Annotated in this window: 16 protein-coding genes; 8 read left to right on the top strand and 8 right to left on the bottom strand. The window is 67.7% G+C overall.

Annotation, left to right across the window (positions count from 1 at the left end; translation table 11 throughout):
• Positions 1–387: 387 nt before the first annotated feature.
• The gene (gene purL / locus CR918_RS01175; protein WP_207759513.1) at positions 388–4,272 is read right to left on the bottom strand and encodes a phosphoribosylformylglycinamidine synthase; all 3,885 of its coding nucleotides are present in this window, start codon (positions 4,270–4,272) and stop codon (positions 388–390) included.
• Between the two features lie 912 nt (positions 4,273–5,184).
• On the opposite strand from purL, the gene CR918_RS01170 reads away from it, so the two are divergent.
• Positions 5,185–7,296, top strand: a complete 2,112-nt coding sequence (locus CR918_RS01170; RefSeq protein WP_099782772.1) for a glycosyl hydrolase family 18 protein — start codon at positions 5,185–5,187, stop codon at positions 7,294–7,296.
• A gap of 118 nt (positions 7,297–7,414) precedes the next feature.
• Here the strand turns inward: CR918_RS01170 and CR918_RS01165 are convergent, their stop codons facing one another.
• A complete protein-coding gene (locus CR918_RS01165; RefSeq protein ID WP_032977259.1) occupies positions 7,415–8,206 on the bottom strand; it encodes a thioredoxin fold domain-containing protein in 792 nt (263 codons plus the stop codon).
• A gap of 88 nt (positions 8,207–8,294) precedes the next feature.
• Positions 8,295–9,272, bottom strand: coding sequence for a site-specific tyrosine recombinase XerD (gene xerD / locus CR918_RS01160; protein WP_099841879.1), 978 nt, complete (start codon positions 9,270–9,272; stop codon positions 8,295–8,297).
• A gap of 56 nt (positions 9,273–9,328) precedes the next feature.
• On the opposite strand from xerD, the gene CR918_RS01155 reads away from it, so the two are divergent.
• Positions 9,329–9,817, top strand: coding sequence for an RDD family protein (locus CR918_RS01155; RefSeq protein ID WP_025879355.1), 489 nt, complete (start codon positions 9,329–9,331; stop codon positions 9,815–9,817).
• An 82-nt stretch (positions 9,818–9,899) separates the two neighbouring features.
• On the opposite strand, the gene lptG is transcribed toward CR918_RS01155, so the two are convergent.
• Together lptG and lptF are read right to left on the bottom strand one after the other, a co-directional pair.
• Entirely contained in the window at positions 9,900–11,006 is a 1,107-nt protein-coding gene (gene lptG, locus CR918_RS01150; protein ID WP_025879356.1) for an LPS export ABC transporter permease LptG, read from the bottom strand.
• Positions 11,003–12,085 carry an LPS export ABC transporter permease LptF gene (lptF, locus tag CR918_RS01145; RefSeq protein ID WP_032977254.1) on the bottom strand — a complete coding sequence of 361 codons (1,083 nt, stop codon included), beginning with the start codon at positions 12,083–12,085 and terminating at the stop codon, positions 11,003–11,005. Before lptF ends, lptG begins: the two co-directional genes overlap by 4 nt.
• Positions 12,086–12,189: 104 nt before the next feature.
• Here lptF and CR918_RS01140 point away from each other — a divergent pair, with 104 nt between their 5' ends.
• From CR918_RS01140 to CR918_RS01120, 5 genes are all read left to right on the top strand, one after another.
• Complete coding sequence (locus CR918_RS01140) at positions 12,190–13,668, top strand: leucyl aminopeptidase (protein WP_059065965.1); 1,479 nt, start codon at positions 12,190–12,192, stop codon at positions 13,666–13,668.
• A gap of 97 nt (positions 13,669–13,765) precedes the next feature.
• Complete coding sequence (locus tag CR918_RS01135) at positions 13,766–14,191, top strand: DNA polymerase III subunit chi (protein WP_025879359.1); 426 nt, start codon at positions 13,766–13,768, stop codon at positions 14,189–14,191.
• 19 nt (positions 14,192–14,210) lie between these two features.
• Positions 14,211–14,402: a YqaE/Pmp3 family membrane protein gene (locus CR918_RS01130; RefSeq protein ID WP_025879360.1), complete on the top strand. Its 192-nt coding sequence runs from the start codon at positions 14,211–14,213 to the stop codon at positions 14,400–14,402.
• 34 nt (positions 14,403–14,436) lie between these two features.
• Positions 14,437–17,295, top strand: a complete 2,859-nt coding sequence (locus CR918_RS01125) for a valine--tRNA ligase (RefSeq protein WP_099841878.1) — start codon at positions 14,437–14,439, stop codon at positions 17,293–17,295.
• A 129-nt stretch (positions 17,296–17,424) separates the two neighbouring features.
• Positions 17,425–18,246, top strand: a complete 822-nt coding sequence (locus CR918_RS01120; RefSeq protein WP_099841877.1) for an EamA family transporter — start codon at positions 17,425–17,427, stop codon at positions 18,244–18,246.
• A gap of 58 nt (positions 18,247–18,304) precedes the next feature.
• On the opposite strand, the gene rimI is transcribed toward CR918_RS01120, so the two are convergent.
• The 3 genes from rimI to pssA are packed head-to-tail and all read right to left on the bottom strand — an operon-like array spanning position 18,305 to position 20,087.
• Complete coding sequence (rimI, locus tag CR918_RS01115) at positions 18,305–18,802, bottom strand: ribosomal protein S18-alanine N-acetyltransferase (RefSeq protein ID WP_032952160.1); 498 nt, start codon at positions 18,800–18,802, stop codon at positions 18,305–18,307.
• Entirely contained in the window at positions 18,799–19,311 is a 513-nt protein-coding gene (locus CR918_RS01110; RefSeq protein ID WP_099841876.1) for a hypothetical protein, read from the bottom strand. Before CR918_RS01110 ends, rimI begins: the two co-directional genes overlap by 4 nt.
• On the bottom strand, positions 19,308–20,087 hold the full coding sequence (gene pssA, locus CR918_RS01105; RefSeq protein ID WP_025879365.1) for a CDP-diacylglycerol--serine O-phosphatidyltransferase: 780 nt from the start codon (positions 20,085–20,087) through the stop codon (positions 19,308–19,310). The genes CR918_RS01110 and pssA overlap by 4 nt, the downstream gene beginning before the upstream one ends.
• A gap of 80 nt (positions 20,088–20,167) precedes the next feature.
• Here pssA and CR918_RS01100 point away from each other — a divergent pair, with 80 nt between their 5' ends.
• Positions 20,168–20,545, top strand: a complete 378-nt coding sequence (locus CR918_RS01100; protein ID WP_099844202.1) for a DUF4124 domain-containing protein — start codon at positions 20,168–20,170, stop codon at positions 20,543–20,545.
• Positions 20,546–20,800 lie beyond the last annotated feature (255 nt).

The following is a 20,800-nucleotide window of genomic DNA, read 5'->3' as shown; positions in this document are numbered from 1 at the left end:
CTTCGTGGCCCAACGTCCCCTGGGGGCGTTTATTCGCGTGATTTACTGCGGGGTATTGCCGAACGGCGCGCAGGGACAGAAAACCGAGCGCATGCGCCGTGCGGTTACTGCGGGATGAACAGATTTGAAACGGGGGTCAAGTGTTAACGTCATCTTTGCGAATCGTCAAGACTTTGACGCAGCAAAAGCCATTGCCGTGAAGCAGTTCACTGTTTCACTTGTTTATGTACGTATTTTGTTAGGTATACGTGATGGAATCTTCACGTATGAAAACGTATGTAACTGATGGCCAGCACAGGAATTTCCGTATTCAAAAAGAAAAACCCGCCGGTTTCCCGGCGGGTTTCCATACGCGATGGCATCGTCAGCTGCGCAACACGTGTGCGATCAGCCGCACCACACCCGTGCGTTGCGGAACATGCGCATCCACGGTGAATCACCCTGCCACTCGGACGGGGCCCAGCTCAGGTTGAGCGCGCGCGGGGTGCGCTCCGGGTGCGGCATCATGATGGTCACCCGGCCGTCGGTGCTGGTCAGGCCGGTAATGCCGTCGGGCGAGCCGTTCGGGTTCAGCGGGTACTGGCTGGCGACGTTGCCGTTGCCATCGATGTAGCGCAGTGCGACACGGGCTGTGGCCTGGTCGACGGCGCTGTCGAACACCGCCTGGCCTTCGCCATGTGCCACCGCCACCGGCAGGCGCGACCCGGCCATGCCACGCAGCAGGATCGACGGCGACTCCACCACTTCCAGCAGCGCGGTGCGGGCTTCGAACTGCTCGCTGGCGTTGCGGCGGAACTGCGGCCAGTGTTGGGCACCGGGGATGATGTCCTTCAGCTGGCTCATCATCTGGCAGCCGTTGCACACGCCCAGGGCGAAGCTGTCCTCGCGCGCGAAGAACGCGGCGAAGGCATCGCGCAGCGCAGTGCGCTCGAGGATCGAGGTCGCCCAGCCGCGGCCGGCACCGAGCACGTCGCCGTAGCTGAAGCCGCCGCAGGCAACCAGGCCGGTGAAGTCCTGCAGCGCCACGCGGCCTTCGATGAGGTCGCTCATGTGCACGTCGAACGCGCGGAAGCCGGCACGTTCGAAGGCGTTGGCCATTTCGATCTGGCCGTTGACGCCCTGTTCGCGCAGGATCGCAACGCGCGGACGCGCCCCGGTCTGCACGAACGGTGCGGCAACATCCTCATTGGGATCGAAGCTCAACTTCGGCTTCAGGCCCGGCGCGGTAAAGGCGCGGGCGATCTCGCGCTCGGCATCGGCGTTGGCCGGATTGTCGCGGCGCTTCTGCATGGCGTGGGTGACCGACCACCAGGCATCGAACAGCGCTTCCCAGCGCCATTCGGCCAGCGAATCACCACCCAGCGACACCCGCACCACCGGCGCAGTGGTCGGCTTGGCGATGCGCTGTGCGCACTCGGTCAGCGCATGGCGCTCGACCAGGTCGGCGAACGCGGCGCGGTCTTCGCGGGCGATCTGCACAACGGCGCCCAGCTCTTCATTGAACAGGCTGCGGAACGGGTCATCGCCCCAGGCATCGAGGGTGATGTCCAGGCCCAGGCGCGAGGTGAAGGCCATTTCGCACAGCGCGGCGAACGCACCACCGTCGCTGCGGTCGTGGTACGCGCGCAGCAGGCCGGCCTGGCGTGCATCGCGGATCAGCTCGAAGAAACCACGCAGCCGCTGCGGGTCGTCCAGGTCCGGGGCGGCACCGGCGAAGGCCGGCAGGTCGCCGTGGTCGGCATGCACCTGGGCCAGGATCGAACCGCCCAGGCGCTGCTTGCCGGCACCGAGGCCGATCAACCACAGCTCGCTGTCGATATCGCGGTCCAGCAGCGGGGTCAACTGCTGGCGCGCATCGGCCACCGGCGCGAACGCGGTGATGACCAGCGACACCGGCGACACGCTCTTGTGTGCCTGTCCCTGGTCGTGCCACTGCGCCTGCATCGACAGCGAGTCCTTGCCCACCGGGATGCTGATGTCCAGCTGCGGGCACAGTTCCATGCCCACCGCCTTCACCGCGTCGTACAGCAGCGCGTCTTCGCCCGGGTGGCCTGCAGCGGCCATCCAGTTCGCCGACAACTTGATTTCATCGAGCGCGTCGACCGGGGCTGCGCACAGGTTGGTCAGCGCTTCGCCAACGGCCATGCGGGCCGAGGCCGCCGCGTCCAGCAGCGCCAGCGGCGTGCGTTCGCCCAGTGCCATCGCCTCGCCGGCCACACCGTCGAAATCGGCCAGGGTGATCGCAACGTCGGCCACCGGCAGCTGCCACGGGCCGACCATCTGCTCGCGCGCGGTCAGGCCGCCCACGCTGCGGTCGCCGATGGTGACCAGGAAGTTCTTGGAGGCCACGGTCGGGTGTGCGAGCACGCGCAGCCCGGCTTCCTGCAGATCCAGGCCACCGGTCTTCAATGCCGGCCAGCGCGGTGCCGGCGGGTGCGCGGTATCGCGGTGCATTTTCGGCGGCTTGCCGAACAGCACGTCCATCGGCAGGTCGATGGGCGCGTCGGCCGGGATGTTGCCCGGCACGGCACCATAGGCCACCACCAGGTGTTCGGCTGCGGTGGCGACACCGACCGCAGCGAACGGGCAGCGCTCACGAGCGCACAGCGCGGCGAATTCGGCCAGGCGCTCCTGCGCCACGCCGAGCACGTAGCGCTCCTGCGACTCGTTGCACCACAGCTGCATCGGCGACAGCGACGGATCATCGGTGGGCACCTTGCCCAGGTCGATGATGCCGCCCACGCCGGAATCGTGCAGCAGTTCGGGAATGGCGTTGGACAGGCCACCGGCACCGACGTCATGGAAGAACTTGATCGGATTGCCGGCCCCCATCGCCACGCAGCGGTCGATGACCTCCTGGCAGCGTCGCTCCATTTCCGGGTTGTCACGCTGCACGCTGGCGAAGTCCAGGTCCTCGGCGCTCTCACCGGAAGCGACCGAACTGGCGGCACCGCCGCCGAGGCCGATCAGCATCGCCGGGCCGCCGAGCACGATCACGGCATCGCCGTCCTGCAGCAGGATCTTGTCGACCTGCACGCGATCGATGGCGCCGAGGCCACCGGCCAGCATGATCGGCTTGTCGTAGGCGCGCACGAGGTCGGCGCCTTCCGGCAGTTCGAAACTGCGGAAGTAGCCGAGCAGCGCCGGGCGGCCGAATTCGTTGTTGAACGCGGCGCCGCCGAGCGGGCCGTCGGTCATGATCTCCAGCGCCGGGGCCATGCGCGGGTTCAGCGCACGCGGCGCTTCCCACGGCTGCGGCAGCTCGGGAATGCGCAGGTGCGAGACCGAGAATCCGCTCAGGCCGGCCTTCGGCTTGCCGCCACGACCAGTCGCACCTTCGTCGCGGATTTCACCACCAGCGCCGGTCGACGCGCCCGGGAACGGCGCGATCGCGGTCGGGTGATTGTGCGTTTCCACCTTGATCTGGAACGCGCTGGGCACCTGCGGTTCGCGGCGGTACTCGCCGCTGGCCGGGTCCGGGCGATAGCGCGAGGCCGGATGGCCTTCGATCACCGCTGCGTTGTCGCTGTACGCGCTGAGCGTGTGCTGCGGGGTCTGCTGGTGGGTGTTCTTGATCATCCGGAACAGCGAGCGGTCCTGCTCCTGGCCGTCGATGGTCCAGCTGGCGTTGAAGATCTTGTGCCGGCAGTGCTCGGAATTGGCCTGCGCGAACATCATCAGTTCCACGTCCGACGGCGACCGGCCCAGCGCGGTGAAGCGCTCGCGCAGGTAGTCGATCTCGTCCTGCGCCATGGCCAGGCCGAGGCGCTGGTTGGCGGCCTCCAGCTGGTCCACCGGCACGCGCTCGAGTTCGCCACGGGCCGGGGTCGAGAACAGGGACTGGCCCTGATCAACGCGCTCCAGCACCGACTGCGTCATCGGGTCGTGCAGCACCTTGACCAGTGCCTGCTGGGCGGCAGCGTCTGTCGGCCAGCCCTGCACGTCGATGCGCAGGCCGCGTTCGACCCGGCTGACCGGCTGGCCGGCACCGCGGACCAGCTCGCTGGCCTTGCTCGACCACGGCGACAGCGTGCCCAGGCGCGGCACCACGATGCGGCTGACCGCACCGTCAGCAACCGCCTCGGACTGCGGGCGGGCTTCCAGTATGCGGCACAGGGTATCGACGTCGGGGGCGGCAGTGCCCTCGGCCTGCACGAAGTAGACGTGCCAGGCACCGCTGATGCGCAGGGAGGGAGCGATGGACTGCAGGCGGGATTCAAGACGTTCGCGGCGGAACGGCGACAGGGCGGGCGCGCCCTCGAGGACCATCATGTCCGGGGAACCGTAGTTGGGAAACGGGCCCGACATTGTACCGGAAGCGGGGATAGGCTTCGGCCGGGCGGCGCCCGGCACCCGCCGAAGCCAAGGCAACGGCAACGGCCAAAGCAAAAGCCGGGTTCCCGTGGGATGGCGGGGTGGGTCCGGTTGCGGGGGACGCCGTGAATCCGTCCATGGAGGCTCGGTCGCGCCATCCATGGCGCTCACGCCCCCGCAACCGGACCCACCCCGCCTTCGACAGTTTCCTGCTGCTGTTGGTAGGTGTCGACCTTGGTCGACACGGTAGATCCACGCCATGCGTGGATGCTCCTTGGTTACCGGCCGCTGGCCGGCAACCAGGGAAAGGCCTGCAATCAAACGCCTGAGAGCGAAGCGATCGGCGTTTGATCTTGATTTTCTGTTCTGTCTTTCGTGGCTGGCGCCGCAGGAACCTCTCCGTGGCCGGGCGGGTGGGTTGCGCAGGGGCGTAAGCGCCATGGGCCCGAGGCATGCCTCGGGCGGGTTGGGCAGGACGCCCAACCCCGGTCTTGCCGTGTGCGCAGGACAGCGCACACGAGCAAGGCGCGCCCGAGCCTACAGGGACGTATTCACGGCGTCCCCTGCGCAACCCACCCGCCCGGCCCAACCCCAGAACCTGCTCTAGATGCCAGCCACGAGGGGGCTCCGCCGATGGCTGCCGACCGCGCGACAGCGCCGCCCTCGCCCGGATACCCAAACCATGCACTCGCTCACGGATTGACCACGCAATTGATGACAACGTTGTCCCCACCTGGCGCCGGACTCTCTCCCCGGCCCACCAGGTACCTCCGTCCGCCCCCTCCGTCGCCTTCCCGGGTGACGTCCGGACCCTGCGTTACGTGCGGCGCCGTCTTGGCCCGCGCGCCAACCATCGATCGGAGACACACCATGTACGACCCGCTTGTGCAGAGTGCCGATGTACGCAGTGCCCACCCTTCCCTTCATCGCTGTCGCCCGCGCCGTCTGGCCTGGTTGCTGGCCCTGGCCGGGGCGGTCGCCCTGCCCGGCCTGGCCCAGGCCGCCAGTTGTGCCGGCGTGGCCGAGTGGGACCAGGCCAAGATCTACCGCAGTGGCGACACCCTGCAGAAAGGAGGGGTCCTCTACCGGGCGAACCAGGACATCTGGAATGCGCCGCCGGACCATCCGGCCGGGGCGCCCTACTACACCAACCTCGGCGCCTGCGACGGCGGCGGGGCGAACCAGCCGCCGGTGGTCAGCCTGACCTCGCCGGCCAACGGCGCCACCTTCAGCGCCGGCAGCACGGTCAACGTGACCGCCAACGCCAGTGATGCGGACGGCAGCGTCAGCAAGGTCGAGTTCTTCCGTGATGGCAGTTCGCTGGGCATCGACACCAGCGCGCCGTACAGCGCCAGCTGGGCCAACGCCAGCGCCGGCAGCCACACCCTGCGCGCGGTCGCCACCGACAACAACAACGCCACCGCCAGCACCGCGACCATCACCATCACCGTCAACGCGGCCAGTGGCGATACCACCGCGCCCAGCGTGCCCGGCGGGCTGGCCGTGGGTACCCGCACCGCCAACAGCATCGCCCTGAGCTGGAGCCCGTCCACCGACAACACCGGTGGCAGCGGCGTGGCCGGCTACGACGTGTACCGCAATGGCAGCCTGGTCGGCTCGCCGTCCAGCGCCAGCTATGTCGATGGCGGCCTGACTGCGTCCACCAGCTACAGCTATCGCGTGCGTGCCCGCGACAACGCCGGCAATGCGTCGGCACAGGGCACGGCAGTGACCGCCAGCACCCTGGCCGGCGACGGTGGCACCACCGGCAAGCGGGTCATCGGTTACTTCACCCAGTGGGGCATCTACGGCCGCAACTACCGGGTCAAGAACATCGACAGCAGCGGTTCGGCCGCGCGCCTGACCCACATCAACTACGCCTTCGGCAACGTGCGCAACAACCGCTGCGAAGTAGGCATCACCCAGGCGTCGGACCCGAACACCGGTGCCGGTGGCGATGCCTTCGCCGACTACACCAAGGCCTTCGGTGCCGGCGAAAGCGTGAGCGGCAGCGCCGATACCTGGGACCAGCCGCTGCGCGGCAACTGGAACCAGCTCAAGCAGCTCAAGGCCAAGTACCCGGGCATGAAGGTGCTGATCTCGCTGGGTGGCTGGACCTGGTCGCGCGGCTTCTCCAGCGCGGCGCAACCGGCCAACCGCCAGGCCTTCGTCGCCTCGTGCATCGACGCCTACATCAAGGGCAACCTGCCGGTGACCGACGGTGCCGGTGGCCCCGGTGCGGCGTTGGGGGTGTTCGATGGCATCGACATCGACTGGGAATACCCGGTGGCCTGCGGTATCGCCTGCGGCACGCCCGAGGACAACGCCAACTTCACCGCGCTGATGGCCGAATTCCGCCGCCAGCTCGATGCGGTGCGCCCGGGCCTGCTGCTGACGGTGGCGGTCGGCGCCGGCATCGACAAGATCCGCGTCACCGATCCGGCCGCGTACCACCCGTACCTGGACTACATCAACGTGATGACCTACGACTTCCACGGCGCGTGGGATGCGAAGACCAATCACCAGTCGGCGCTGTTCGATTCGCCGAATGATCCGTCCACCGGCGACCAGAAGCTGTACAACAGCAACGACGCCATCGAGGCCTTCATCAGCCGTGGTGTTCCCGCCGCCAAGCTCAACCTGGGCATCGGTTACTACGGGCGCGGCTGGACCGGGGTGACCAACGCCAACAACGGCCTGTACCAGAGCGCCACCGGTGCGGCACCGGGTACCTACGAGGCTGGCATCGAAGACTGGAAGGTGCTGAAGAACCTGGCGTGGCCGAGCTACACCGACAACACCGCCGGTGCCACCTGGATCTACAACGGCAGCACGTTGTGGAGCTTCGATACCCCGGCCAACATCACCCGCAAGATGGGCTACGTGAAGACCCAGGGACTGGGCGGTGCGTTCGTCTGGGAGTTCAGCGGCGACGATGCGCAGGGCACGCTGACCAAGGCGGTCAGTGATGGGTTGAAGTAAAAAAAAGAGCCGGGGCCGCACTGCGTCCCCGGCTTTCTGTCTGATGCATCCGCCGGGCATGGCCCGGCGCTACCCGCCCATCCACGGTAGCGCCGGGCCATGCCCGGCGGCGTTTCAATCAGCGCTTGGCCGACAGCTTCTCCAGCGCAGCACGCAACTGCGCCGGCGGCAGGTAGCCGCCGAGCTGGGTGCCATCGGGCGCGAAGATCGCCGGCGTGCCATTCACCCCCAGTTGCTGGCCCAGGGCGTACTGCATCGCCACCGGGTTGGTGCAGTTCTTCGCTGCCACCGTGCCACCACGCTTGGCATTGGTCAGCGCTTGGCGGCGATCGGCCGCGCACCAGACCGAGATCATGTCGGTGTAATCCTTGCTACCCAGCCCCATGCGCGGGAAGGCCAGGTATTCAACGGTGATGCCGTTGCGATTGAGCTCGGCGATGTCCTGGTGCAGCTTGCGGCAGTAGCCGCATTCGATGTCGGTGAACACGCTGATGGTGTACTTCGCGTTCGGCGCGGCGAACACGATGCGGTCGCCATGGTTGGCCTTGGCCAGCAGGTCGCGACGGTAGCCCAGCAGGCCTTCGCTGTTGGCCGGGCTCTTGGCGCGGGTGTCGTAGGGCTGCGACTGGAACAGGTAGCGGCCGTCGTCGGAGACGTACAGCAGCTGGCCGGAGACCACCACTTCACGGAAGCCCGGGAAGGGCGCGGCACCGATGTAGTCCACCTGGAAGCCGGGGTTGAGCTCGGTCAGCGCCTTGCGCACGGCCTGCTCGGCCGGAGCATTGGCCGTGGCGGCAGGGCCGGCCTTGGCTGCCGCTGCAGCGGGGGCCTTTGCGGCGGGCGGGGCGGGCTGGGCGCAGGCACTCAGGCTGAGCGCGCCGAACACGGCGGCGATGGCGAATCGGAGCATGGAGCAGTCCGCAGCAGAAAGAAGACCCCGGATTCTGACACAGCCATCCTGAGCGGTCCGCGATGCCGCGCACAGGCCCGGCAGGGGTTCAGCCGCGTGGATGATGGCGGGCGTGCAGTTTCTGCAGGTGTTCGCGTGCGACCAGCGTGTAGATCTGCGTGGTGGACAGCGAGCTGTGGCCCAGCAGCATCTGCAGCGCGCGCAGGTCGGCGCCACGGTTCAGCAGGTGGGTGGCGAAACTGTGCCGCAGGCCATGCGGACTGATCCGCGCCGGGTCGATACCGGCCACCGCCGCGTAGCGCTTGACCAGGTGCCAGAACGCCTGGCGGGTCAAGCCAAGCAGCGCCGGTTCGATGAACAAGGGCGTCTGCCCGTCGGCCAGCGCCTGCACCTTGCCCTTCCCCACCAGCTGCGGTCGCGACTGCTGCAGGTAGCGTTCCAGCCAGTACTGCGACTCCTCGCCCAGCGGCACCAGGCGTTCCTTGCTGCCCTTGCCGGTCACCCGCAGCACACCCTGGCGCAGGTTCACCGCGGTGGCGGGCAACAGCACCAGCTCGCTCACCCGCAGCCCGGCGGCATACATCAGCTCCAGCATGGCGCGGTCGCGCAGGCCGAGCGGACTGTCGATATCCGGTGCCGCCAGCAGCGCGTCGATCTGGCTCTCTGCCAGTGCCTTGGGCAGCAGCCGTGGCAGCTTCGGCGGGTCCAGCAGTGCGCTGGGATCCTCGCTGCGTTCGCCACGCCGCACGGCATCGGCAAAGAACGCGCGCAGCGCCGACAGCAACCGCGCATTGCTGCGCGGTGACCAGTTGTGGCGGGTGCGCCAGGCCAGGTAATCGAACAGACCGGCACGTTCAATACCGGCCAGACCACCGTCGCGCCCGTCACACCAGCGCGCCAGGCCTTCAAGGTCGCGGCGATAGCTGTCCAGGGTGGCGCGGGCCAGACCGTGCTCGGCCCAGATCGCATCGAGGAAGCGCTGGATGCGCTGGCTGTCCTCGCCGCGCAGCTCGGGCAATTGCTGGACCAGCTGACGACGTTCGGCGGGGGTGGAAGTGACGGCCATGCACGCAGGATACGAGGCCAACTGCGGGCACGGCCAGCATTGCGTATGCTCGGCACATGTCGAGCCCCGCCACCGATGCGGCCCACGTCGCCGCTGATACGCCCCGCCCGCGCGCGCTGCTGCTGTGGCGCCTGCTGGCGATGATCTATGACGCGCTGCCGGTGCTGGCCTTGTGGATGCTGGCCGGCACGGCCTTCACCCTGGCCTATACGTTCAGTGGCCATGCGCAGCGCGACAACATCGCGCCTTTCAGTGCCTGGCAATGGCTGTTGTGGGCGGTGTGCTGGGCCATGACCGGGTGGTATGCCACCGCCAGCTGGCGGCGCGGTGGGCAGACGCTGGGCATGCGCCCGTGGCGCTTGAAGCTGGAATCACGCGATGGCACGCCGTTGCGACGCGGCCAGCTGTGGCTGCGCTTCGCGGTGGCCACGCTGTCGTTGCTGCTGGGCGGATTGGGCTTCTGGTGGGCCTTGGTGGATCGCCAGCGGCTGACCTGGCACGACCGCGCGAGTGCCACGCAGCTGCTGCGGATGCCAAAGCGCTGACCTGTCCTGGCAGCGCCGGGCCATGCCCGGCGGACGCGGGATATCGCACACCTTCGCCGGGCATGGCCCGGCGCTACCGGAATCAGCCCGATTTGCGCCGGAACAATAACCCGGACACCGCCAGCATCACGATCGGCGGCAGCGCATAGGCAATGCGGTAGTCGAACTTGAGCGCACCGGCCATGCGGCCGAAGAACAGCTGCAGCAGCCAGAACGCCAGCGCGAACAGGATGCCCAGGAACAAGCGCTTGCCCATGCCGCCACTGCGCAGCGAACCGAACGCGAACGGCACCGCCGCCAGGCACAGCGCCAGCACATTCAACGGATAGAACCAGCGGCTCCAGTACACATCCTCGTAGTCGCGTGCATCCAGCCCGTTGCGCTCGCGGTAGGCGATGCTGGTGCTCAGCTCGGACACGCTGAGGTTGCGCGGCTTGGCGATGCCGGTCGCCAGGGCGCCGGCATCCAGCTTGGAATTCCACGGCTCACGGGCCGCTTCCTGGCGCGTTGCCGAGCGCTCGCCGAAGGTGTCACGGCGCACGCCGGTCAACACCCAGCCATCCTTGTCATGCTCGGCGGTGGCCGCATGGGTCAGCGTACCGATCCGACCCTCTTCGTCGATCTTGTACAGGCGCACGTCACGCAGAATCAGCCGGGTGCCCTTGTCGCCGACCAGCTGTTCCTCGCCACTCTGTGCATTGAGGAACGTGTCACCTTCGCGCGCCCACAGGCCGGAGTAACGCGCCACCGCCATGTCGGTGCCCCACTTGGCACTCATCTTCAGCGAATCGGCGCGGTTCTGGCCCCACGGCCCCAGGGTCTCGGCGCTGATCACCATCAGCCCGGTCAGCAGCGACAGGGCGATCGCTACCGACACGCTCAGGCGCTTGCGCGACAGGCCCAGCGCGCGCAGCGCCGTCAGCTCCGAGGTCGCGGCCAGCTGGCCCAGGCCCATCAGCGCGCCGATCACCGCCGCGGTCGGGAACATCGTGTAGGCCCGGCGCGGCACGGTGTACAGCACCCACGCGGCCGCATGGCCCAACGAATAGCCGTTCTTGCCGATGTCCTTGAACTCGCCGGAGAAGGCCATCAGCACGTCCAGGCCCACCAGCACCGCCCAGGTCAGCAGCACGGTACCCAGCACTGCCCGGCCCAGGTACAGATCGAAACGCATCGGTCGCAGCATCATGCGCGGGCTCCCTTCGGGCGGGCCATGCGGCCGTCACGCGCGTACATCCAGATCGCCAGTGCCAGCAGCGGCAGGGTCAGCCACCACAGGCCAAGCGCCGGCGGAATCTGGCCGTTGGCGATCCAGCCACTGCCGATGAACATCAGGTTGGTACCGACCATGTAGGCCATCAGGGCCAGCATCATCCGCCCATAGCGCTGCTGGCGCGGAGAACTGCGTCCCAGCGGCACGGTCAGCAGGGCAAAGGCCAGTGCGATCAGCGGCGGCGCCAGGCGACGGTGCAGCTGTGCCTGGGCCTCGGGGCGCTTGTCACCGAACAACGCGGTGGTCGGCATCAGTTCGGGGTCATCACTCTTGCGGGCCTCACTGCCGTCGGGCAGCGCCACGTCGTTGCGGGCGAAGGTTGCCAGGCGGTAGTCCAGTGCGCCGGCCGCCGGCCCTTCCAGCTGGTGGCCATCATCCAGTTCGAGGAAACGCTGGCGGGCGCCTTCGAAGTACATGCGGCCGCTGGCGGCGGACACCACTTCAAGGCGATCCTCCTTCTGCCGCTGCAGGAACACCCGGCCCAGCTGGCTGCCATCGGGCGAGATCGAGGCGACATAGACCACCCCGCCATTGGGCAGCGGGGTGAACCGGCCCGGCTCCAGGCCGGCCATCAGCACGCTGCGGTTGGCGTCCTGCACCATCTGTTCGGCGGTGCGCCCGGCCCAGGGGCCGAGCCACAGCGAACAGGCACCGACCACCGCGATCACCGGCAGCACCAGCATCAGCAGGGGCTTGAGCAGGCGCCGGGGGCCGACACCGATGGCGGTGATGACCGCCATTTCCGAGTCGCGGTAGAGGCGGGCAATGGCCAGCAGCAGGCCCAGCATCAGTGCCAGCGGCAGGATCAGCGGCATGTAGACGATGAACTGCAGGCCCAGCTGCGAGAACAGCAGCTTGGCCGGCAGCCGCCCGTCGGCGATGTTGCCGAGGATGTCCACCAGCACGCCGCCCACGCTGACCACCAGCAGGACGATCAGGGTAGCCAGGAAACTCTGGACGAAATCGCCCAATAGATAGCGGTCGAGCTTCAACATGGGGCGGTGGTTTAAACTCTCAGGTTCGTTCGCGGTGCCGCCCAGTCTAGCGTCTGGGCGTAAACGGTCCGCGATTGTACGGACTTGCCAATGGAATCTGCTCAATGGCTCTCGAATTCACCCTGAACCACCTCGCTGCGGCTTCGGCCGCCGTTGACTGCATCGTCGTCGGCGCCTATGCCGACCATACCCTGACTGCGTCCGCGCAGGCACTGGATGCTGCAAGCGGTGGCCGCCTGGCCGCCCTGGCCCAGCGCGGCGACCTGTCCGGCAAGACCGGCGCCACCACCCTGCTGCACGACCTGCCGGGCGTGACCGCCCCGCGCGTGCTGGTGGTCGGCCTCGGCGATGCCGCCCGCTTCGGCGTGCCGCAGTACCTGAAGGCGGTCGGCGATGCCGTGCGCGCGCTGAAGGCCGGCGCTGCCCGCAGCGCACTGTTCACCCTGTCCGAAGTGGCAGTGAAGGACCGCGACGCGGCCTGGGCGATCCGCCAGGCGGTGATCGCCGCCGACCACGCGGCCTACCGCTACACCGCCACCCTGGGCAAGAAGAAGGCCGACGATGCCGGCCTGGCCCAGCTGGCCATCGCCGGTGATGACGCGCAGGCCCTGGCCCAGGGCCAGGCCATCGCCGCCGGTGTCGAGTTCGCCCGCGAGCTGGGCAACCTGCCGCCCAACTACTGCACCCCGGCCTATCTGGCTGAAGTGGGCGTGAAATTCGCCGGCGAGCATGACGGTGCCGAAGCCGAGATCCTCGACGAGACCCAGATGGAAGCGCTGGGCATGGGCTCGCTGCTGGCCGTGGCCCGTGGCTCGGCCAACCGCCCGCGCCTGGTCGTGCTGAAGTGGAGCAATGGCGGCGACGCCAAGCCCTACGTGCTGGTCGGCAAGGGCATCACCTTCGATACCGGTGGCGTCAACCTGAAGACCCAGGGCGGCATCGAAGAGATGAAGTACGACATGTGCGGTGGCGCCAACGTCATCGGCACCTTCGTCGCCGCGGTCAAGGCCAAGCTGCCGTTGAATCTTGTGGTGGTGGTCCCGGCGGTGGAAAACGCCATCGACGGCAATGCCTACCGTCCGTCCGACGTCATCACCTCGATGTCGGGCAAGACCATCGAAGTGGGCAACACCGACGCCGAAGGCCGCCTGATCCTGTGCGACGCACTGACCTACGCGCAGCGCTTCGAGCCGCAGGCGCTGGTCGATGTGGCCACCCTGACCGGTGCCTGCATGGTCGCCCTCGGCCACCAGACCGCAGGCCTGATGAGCAAGCACGACGACCTGGCCAACGAGCTGCTGGCTGCTGGCGAGCAGGTCTTCGACCGCGCCTGGCGCCTGCCGCTGTGGGACGAGTACCAGCCGATGCTGGATTCCAGCTTCGCCGACGTCTACAACATCGGCGGCCGCTGGGCCGGTGCCATCACCGCCGGCTGCTTCCTGTCGCGCTTCGCCGAAGGCCAGCGCTGGGCCCATCTGGACATCGCCGGCGTGGCCAGCGATGAAGGCAAGCGTGGCATGGCCACCGGCCGTCCGGTCGGCCTGCTGAGCCAGTGGTTGCTGGACCAGGTCGCCCGCGCCTGACGCTGTTCCTGACCCTGGCCGGCAACCGCCGGCCGGGGCCTCGCCGGTCCAGCCGCCACCCGGCATGGACCGGCACCTGCCTCACCTGGATGCCGCCATGCCCCGCGCCGACTTCTACCTGATCGCCAAGCCCCGTTTCCTGACCGAGCCGTTGCGCCTGGTCTGCGAGCTGGCGCGCAAGGCCAACGACGCCGGGTTGTTCACCCTGGTCCTCGCCCGCGACCAGGCCCAGGCCGAAGAACTTGACGAACTTCTCTGGTCATTCGACGACGATGCCTACATTCCGCACCAGATCGTGGGTGAGGACGTGGACGAGGAAGAAGCCCTGGTGCTGATCGCCCCGCCCGGCGGCGAGGCCCCCGTGCGGCCGCTGGTGATCAACCTGCGCGACGAACCCTGGCTGGGCCAGTGCGAGCGCGTGCTGGAAGTGGTCCCGGCCGATCCGGAAGCGCGCGAACCACTGCGCGAGCGCTGGCGCCAGTACAAGACCGCCGGCTACGACCTGAACAAGCACGACATGTAAGCCCTGCGAGGACCCCTTGATGCGCCTGCTGATCGCCCTGATTCTTCCCTGGCTGTCCTTTTTCACCATCGGCCGGCCGTTTGCCGGCATCGTCTGCCTGATCCTGCAGATCACCCTGATCGGCTGGCTGCCCGCCGCGATCTGGGCTGCCTATTCGGTCAGCCAGTACCACACCGACCAGAAGATCCGGCGCACCCTCGGGTCGCGCTGATCTCCCTTCCCGCCTTGATGACTGGTTCCCCCGCATGACCCAACTCGCCTCCAGCTACGACCCGAAGTCCTTCGAGACCGACCTCTACGAGGCCTGGGAGAAGGCCGGCCATTTCAAGCCGTCCGGCAAGGGCGAGCCGTACACCATCCTGCTGCCGCCGCCGAACGTGACCGGCACCCTGCACATGGGCCATGCCTTCCAGCAGACCCTGATGGATGCGCTGGTGCGCTACCACCGCATGCGCGGCTACGACACGCTGTGGCAGGTCGGTACCGACCACGCCGGCATCGCCACCGAGATGGTGGTCAGCCGCAACCTGGCGCTGGAAGGCAACGGCGAGACCCGCGATTCGCTGGGCCGCGAGGGCTTCATCGGCAAGGTGTGGGAGTGGAAGCAGCAGTCCGGTGACATCATCGAACGGCAGATGCGCCGCCTGGGCACCTCGGCCGACTGGTCGCGCAGCACCTTCACCATGGACCCGCAGCCGTCCGAAGCGGTGATCGAAGCCTTCGTGCGCTGGCACGAACAGGGCCTGATCTACCGTGGCCAGCGCCTGGTCAACTGGGATCCGGTGCTGAAGACGGCGATCTCGGACCTGGAAGTGGAGAGCGCCGAGGAAGATGGCTTCCTGTGGTCGATCGCCTACCAGCTGGATGAAGGCCTGAGCTACGAGCACGTCGAGCGCGATGCCGACGGCGTCGAGACCCTGCGCGAAACCCGCGATTACCTGGTGGTCGCCACCACCCGCCCGGAAACCCTGCTGGGCGACACTGCGGTGATGGTGCATCCGGAAGACGAGCGTTACCTGCACCTGATCGGCAAGAGCGTGGTGCTGCCGCTGACCGGCCGCCGCGTGCCGGTGATCGCTGATGACTACGTGGACCGTGCGTTCGGTACCGGCGTGGTCAAGGTCACCCCGGCGCATGACTTCAACGATTACCAGGTGGGCGTGCGCCACAGCTTGCCGATGATCAACCTGTTCACGCCGGTGGCCGCGATCAACGACAACGCGCCGGAACGTTTCCAGGGGCTGGACCGTTACGACGCGCGCAAGGCCGTGCTGGCTGAACTGGAAGACCTGGGCATCCTGGTCGAGACCAAGGCACACAAGCTGCAGGTGCCGCGCGGCGACCGTACCGGCCAGGTGATCGAGCCGTACCTGACCGACCAGTGGTTCGTGAAGATGGACGAACTGGCGCGTCGTGGTCTGGAGCTGGTCGAAGGTACCGATGGAAAGCCGGGCAGCATCTCCTTCGTGCCGCCGAACTGGATCAACACCTACCGCCACTGGATGACCAACATCCAGGATTGGTGCATCAGCCGCCAGCTGTGGTGGGGCCACCGCATTCCCGCATGGTTCGATGCCGCCACCGGCAGCTGCTACGTCGGCCGCAGCGAAGACGAGGTGCGGGCGAAGAACAATCTCGGCAGCGACGTCGTGCTGAGCCAGGAAAGCGACGTGCTGGAGACCTGGTTCTCCTCGCAGCTGTGGCCGTTCTCCACCCTGGGCTGGCCGAACGAGCAGGCGATGGCCGAGCGCGGTTTCGACCGCTACCTGCCGTCGTCGGTGCTGATCACCGGCTTCGACATCATCTTCTTCTGGGTGGCGCGCATGATCATGGCCACCGACAACCTGACCGGGAAGATCCCGTTCAAGGACGTCTACTTCACCGGCCTGATCCGCGACGGCCAGGGCCAGAAGATGTCCAAGAGCAAGGGCAACGTGCTCGATCCGCTGGACATCATCGACGGCATCACCATCGATGATCTGGTGGCCAAGCGCACCGGCGGGCTGATGCAGCCGCGCATGGTCGAGAAGATCGAGAAGGCCACGCGCAAGGAGTTCCCGGACGGCATCGCCGCCCATGGTGCCGATGCGCTGCGTTTCACCATCGCCGCGCTGGCCACCCATGGCCGCGACATCAAGTTCGACATGAACCGCGCCGAGGGCTACAAGAATTTCTGCAACAAGCTGTGGAACGCCAGCCGCTTCACTCTGATGAACACCGAAGGTGCGGCGTTCACCGGCGTGCCGACGCCGCGGACCGATGCCGAGCGCTGGATCCTCTCGCGCCTGGCCGCTACCACCGCCGAAGCGCAGGGTCATTTCGCCGCCTATCGCTTCGACCTGCTGGCGCAGTGCCTGTACGAGTTCGCCTGGAATGAGTTCTGCGACTGGTTCCTGGAGCTGAGCAAGCCGGCATTGAACGGCGCCGATGCCGCCGACGCCGACAGCACCCGCCACACCCTGCTGTACGTGCTGGAAGCGCTGCTGCGCCTGCTGCACCCGCTTACTCCGTTCATCACCGAACAGCTGTGGCAGCAGCTGGCACCGCGCCTGGGCCTGGCCGAAACCACGCTGTCGCTGCGGCCGTACCCGACCGCAGCCGAATTCGAGGGCGATTTCACCCAGGCCGAGGCCGACGTGGAATGGTTGAAGGCGGTGATCAGTGCGGTGCGCCGCGTGCGCAGCGAGCTGAACGTCGCCCCGTCCAGGCTGGTGCCGCTGCGCCTGCTGGCCGGCCAGGAACATGCCGGGCAGAGCCAGGACCGCGCGCGCATCGAGCGCTTCAGCGCTTCGCTGTCGTTCCTGCTGAAGCTGGACAGCATCCAGTGGCTGGCCGACGCACAGAGTGCGCCGCCGGCCGCCGCCGCGATCGTCGGTGAGCTGAAGCTGCTGGTGCCGCTGGAAGGCCTGGTTGATCTCGATGCCGAGCGCGCGCGCCTGGACAAGGAGATCAAGCGCGTGGAAGGCGAACAGGAGAAGAGCGAGACCAAGCTGGCCAAGTTCTCCGACAAGGTTCCGCCAGCGGTGATCGAGCAGGAACGCGTGCGCCTGGTCGACTGGAACAACCAGCTGGCCGGCCTGCGCGAACAGCGCGCGAAGCTGTAACGCCTCCCGGGTGGGTGCGGACCTTGGTCCGCACCGCTGTGATGTGCCAACCAAGGTTGGCACCTGCCATGCAAAACGATGTGCCGACCAAGGTCGGCACCCACCCCTGTCTTTTGGCATCATCGCTTGATGCCGCTTTCCATCTTCCTGCTGGTCCTCGCCGCCGCCGCACTGCACGCCAGCTGGAACGCGATCGTCAAACGCGGGCCGGACAAGTTCCTCGGCACGGTGCTGGTCACCGGCAGCGCTGCGCTGTTGTCTGCGCTCGTCTTGCCGTGGCTACCCTTCCCCGCCGCGGAAAGCTGGCCGTGGCTGGGCGCTTCGGTGCTGCTACAGGTGACGTATTACGCGTTGGTCGCACGCTGCTACCAACAGGTCGACATGAGCCTGGCGTATCCGATGATGCGCGGCTGCGCGCCCATCCTCGTTGCGCTGGCCGGCGCCGTGCTCGGCGAACGCCTGCCGCCGTCGGCCTGGCTCGGTGTCCTCCTGGTGAGCGGCGGCATCCTGTGCATGGCCCGCGGCGCACGTGGCGGCCAGCTGCGCCTGCCGTTGTTGACGGCGGCGATGATCGCCACCTACACCCTGGTCGATGCGCAGGGCGCGCGACTGTCCGGCAATGCGCTGAGCTACACGTTGTGGCTGTTCCTGCTGTCGGGCATTCCGTTGCCGTTGTGGGCGCTGCATCGGCAGCGCGGCAAGCTGCTGGCGTATGCGCGCCGGCACTGGCCGCTGGGCGTGGCCGGCGGCATCGGTACCACCGCCTCGTATGCGATGGCGCTGTGGGCGATGACCCAGGTGCCGGTGGCAATGGTATCGGCGCTGCGCGAATCGTCGATTCTGTTCGCGCTGCTGATCTCGGTGTTCCTGCTGCGCGAGCGGGTACCGCGTGCACGCTGGGTGGCGGCCGCGCTGATCGTCGGCGGTGTGCTGGCACTGCGGCTGGCGTAAACAACGCATCGGTAGCGCCGGGCCATGCCCGGCGAGCGCAGCGGCCACGCGACGCCCATTACAGCGGCGGCATTGTCTCCAGCTCGCCGTCCACCAGCTCGATCGCCATCACCAGCGCATCTTCGCGCCCCTGCGCAGCAGGGTAGTAGCGAGGGCGCCGGCCGATCTCGTTGAAGCCTTCGCTGTGATACAGCGCCAGGGCAGGGGTGTTGGACGGACGCACTTCCAGGAACACCCGCTGCGCGCCTCGATCACCGGCCAGGCGGACCAGCGCACGCAGCAACTGTCGGCCGAGCCCACGCGACTGCACCAGCGGATCGATGCAGATGTTCAGCACATGGGCTTCATCGGCAGCGAGGCTGAGCACGCCATAGCCGATCAACAGGCCATCGCGCTCCATGGCCAGGCCGGGGTAACCGGCACGCAGGCAATCCAGGAAAATGCCGCGGGTCCAGGGATAGGGATAGCCCCGCACTTCGATGGCCATCACCGCGTTGAGATCGCTCTCGCGCAGCGCACGCAGCGCCACCGGCCCGGGCTGGCTGACCGCACTCATGCGGTTCCGCCCTTGCGCAGCGCGCGCAGTTGCGGCCACAACGCGCGCTTGGCTGCGGGGTCGCGACGCAGTTGCTCCAGCGGCCAGCTGTCCATCAGCGTCTGTGTGGCCGGATCGTTCGGATTGCAGCCCGAGGCCCGCAACAGCGCGATCTGCAGGCGGTCAGGCAGGCGCACCAGCGGCTGGCGCGCGTTGCCGGTGGGCAGCGGACGGGCCGCAGCCGGGACGGTATCCGGCGCCGCTACAGGCACGGCATTGCGTGGTGGCGCGCGCTCGAGCCGAGGCTCCGGCGCCGCGCCGCGCTGGCTGGGTGCGTGCTGCATCGAAGGTGGAGCCGAGCGCGCCGCCTCGACCGGCACGGGCGCCGATGCCGTGGCTTCAGCCACGCTCAGCTGCAGTGCCGCGTCCATTTCGGCGGCCAACTGGCCGTCGTGATAGACGGTGTAGCCCATGGCCTGCAGCCACGCCTGCTGGGCCGGGGACCACAACACGGGCAGGTCCTGGCTCACGCCGCCTCGGGCTTCTTGCGCAGGCGCTGCACGCCCCACATCACCGGGCCTGACAGGGCGTACAGGATGCCGACGACGAACAGCACGCGGGGCAGGTCGATCACCGCGATGGCGATGGCGATCGGCACCAGTGCCAGCACCAGGAACGGGACACGGTCCGAGCGCGCGCCCTGCTTGGCCGCGCCGCCCTTGAAGCTCCAGAAGCGGATGCGGCTGACCATCAACAGTGCGGCGACCAGGGTCACCGCCAACGCCACGAAGCGCAGCTCGTTGCCGTTCCAGCCCAGCGTGCCATCGGCGAAGGCCCAGACGAAGGACATCATCAGGCCGGCGGCAGCCGGACTGGCCAGGCCAACGAACCAGCGCTTGTCGACAACGGCCACCTGGGTATTGAAGCGCGCCAGGCGCAGCGCCGCGCAGGCGGCGTACAGGAACGCCACCGCCCAGCCGAGGCGACCGACCAGCTCACCGTCGTATTTCAGTTCCGAAAGGGACCAGTGATACATCACCAGTGCGGGCGCCATGCCGAAGCTGACCAGATCGGCCAGCGAGTCGTACTGCACGCCGAACTCGCTGCTGGTGCCGGTCAGGCGCGCGACACGGCCATCGAGGCCATCCATCACCGCCGCCACGAACACGGCGATGCTGGCGTTGACGAAATCCCCGTTGGCCGCGGCGATGATGGCGTAGAAACCAGAGAACAGCCCAGCCGTGGTGAACAGGTTGGGCAGCAGGTAAATCGTGCGCGAGCGCGGCGGCGGTGTGATCGGGTCCATGGAATCCAGTTTAATCGACTTGCCAGCGCTCGGCGCCAATGCTGCAATCGGCGTTCTACGCCCATTCTGCGGAGTTTGCCATGCGTGCCCTGTCCTGCCTGGGTTGCCTGCTGCTGTTGGCCAGTACAACTGCGCTGGCCGGCCCTGTCTACAAGTGGAAGGACGCCAAGGGCGTGACCCAGTATTCGGAAACGCCGCCGGCCGGGGCAAAGTATGAGACGCGTGCCCAGGCCAGGACGCCGATGGCGGAAGAAGTGGAGGCGGCCAGTGCAGTGCCGGTGCCCAAGGAGTGCACTACCGCTCGGGCCAACCTGGCGCTGCTTGAGGGTGGCGGCCCGGTGATGCAGGACACCGATGGCGACGGCAAGGCCGATGCCGCGCTCACCGCCGAACAACGCGGCACCCAGAAAGGCTTGGCCGAGGCGACGATCAAGGCGTACTGCCCCCCGGCGGGTTGAGGGGGGATCGGCCGGGCGGCGCCCGGCACCCGCCGAATCAACGTCAACGTCAACGTCAAAAGCGGGCATTCCGTGGGATGACGGGGCGGTGTCGGATTGCGGGGACGCCGTAAACCCATCCGTGGGGGCCTGGCAGCCGCATCCATGCGGCTGACACCCCGCAATCCGACACCGCCCCGTCTTCGACAGTTTCCCGGTGGCCAGTAGATCCACGCCATGCGTGGATGTTCTAAGTTCAATTGTCGAAATATTCGA

Source organism: Stenotrophomonas indicatrix (assembly GCF_002750975.1).
Taxonomy (GTDB): domain Bacteria; phylum Pseudomonadota; class Gammaproteobacteria; order Xanthomonadales; family Xanthomonadaceae; genus Stenotrophomonas; species Stenotrophomonas indicatrix.
Note: the sequence above shows the minus strand (reverse complement) of the source record. Positions and strands in the feature narration are given on the sequence as shown.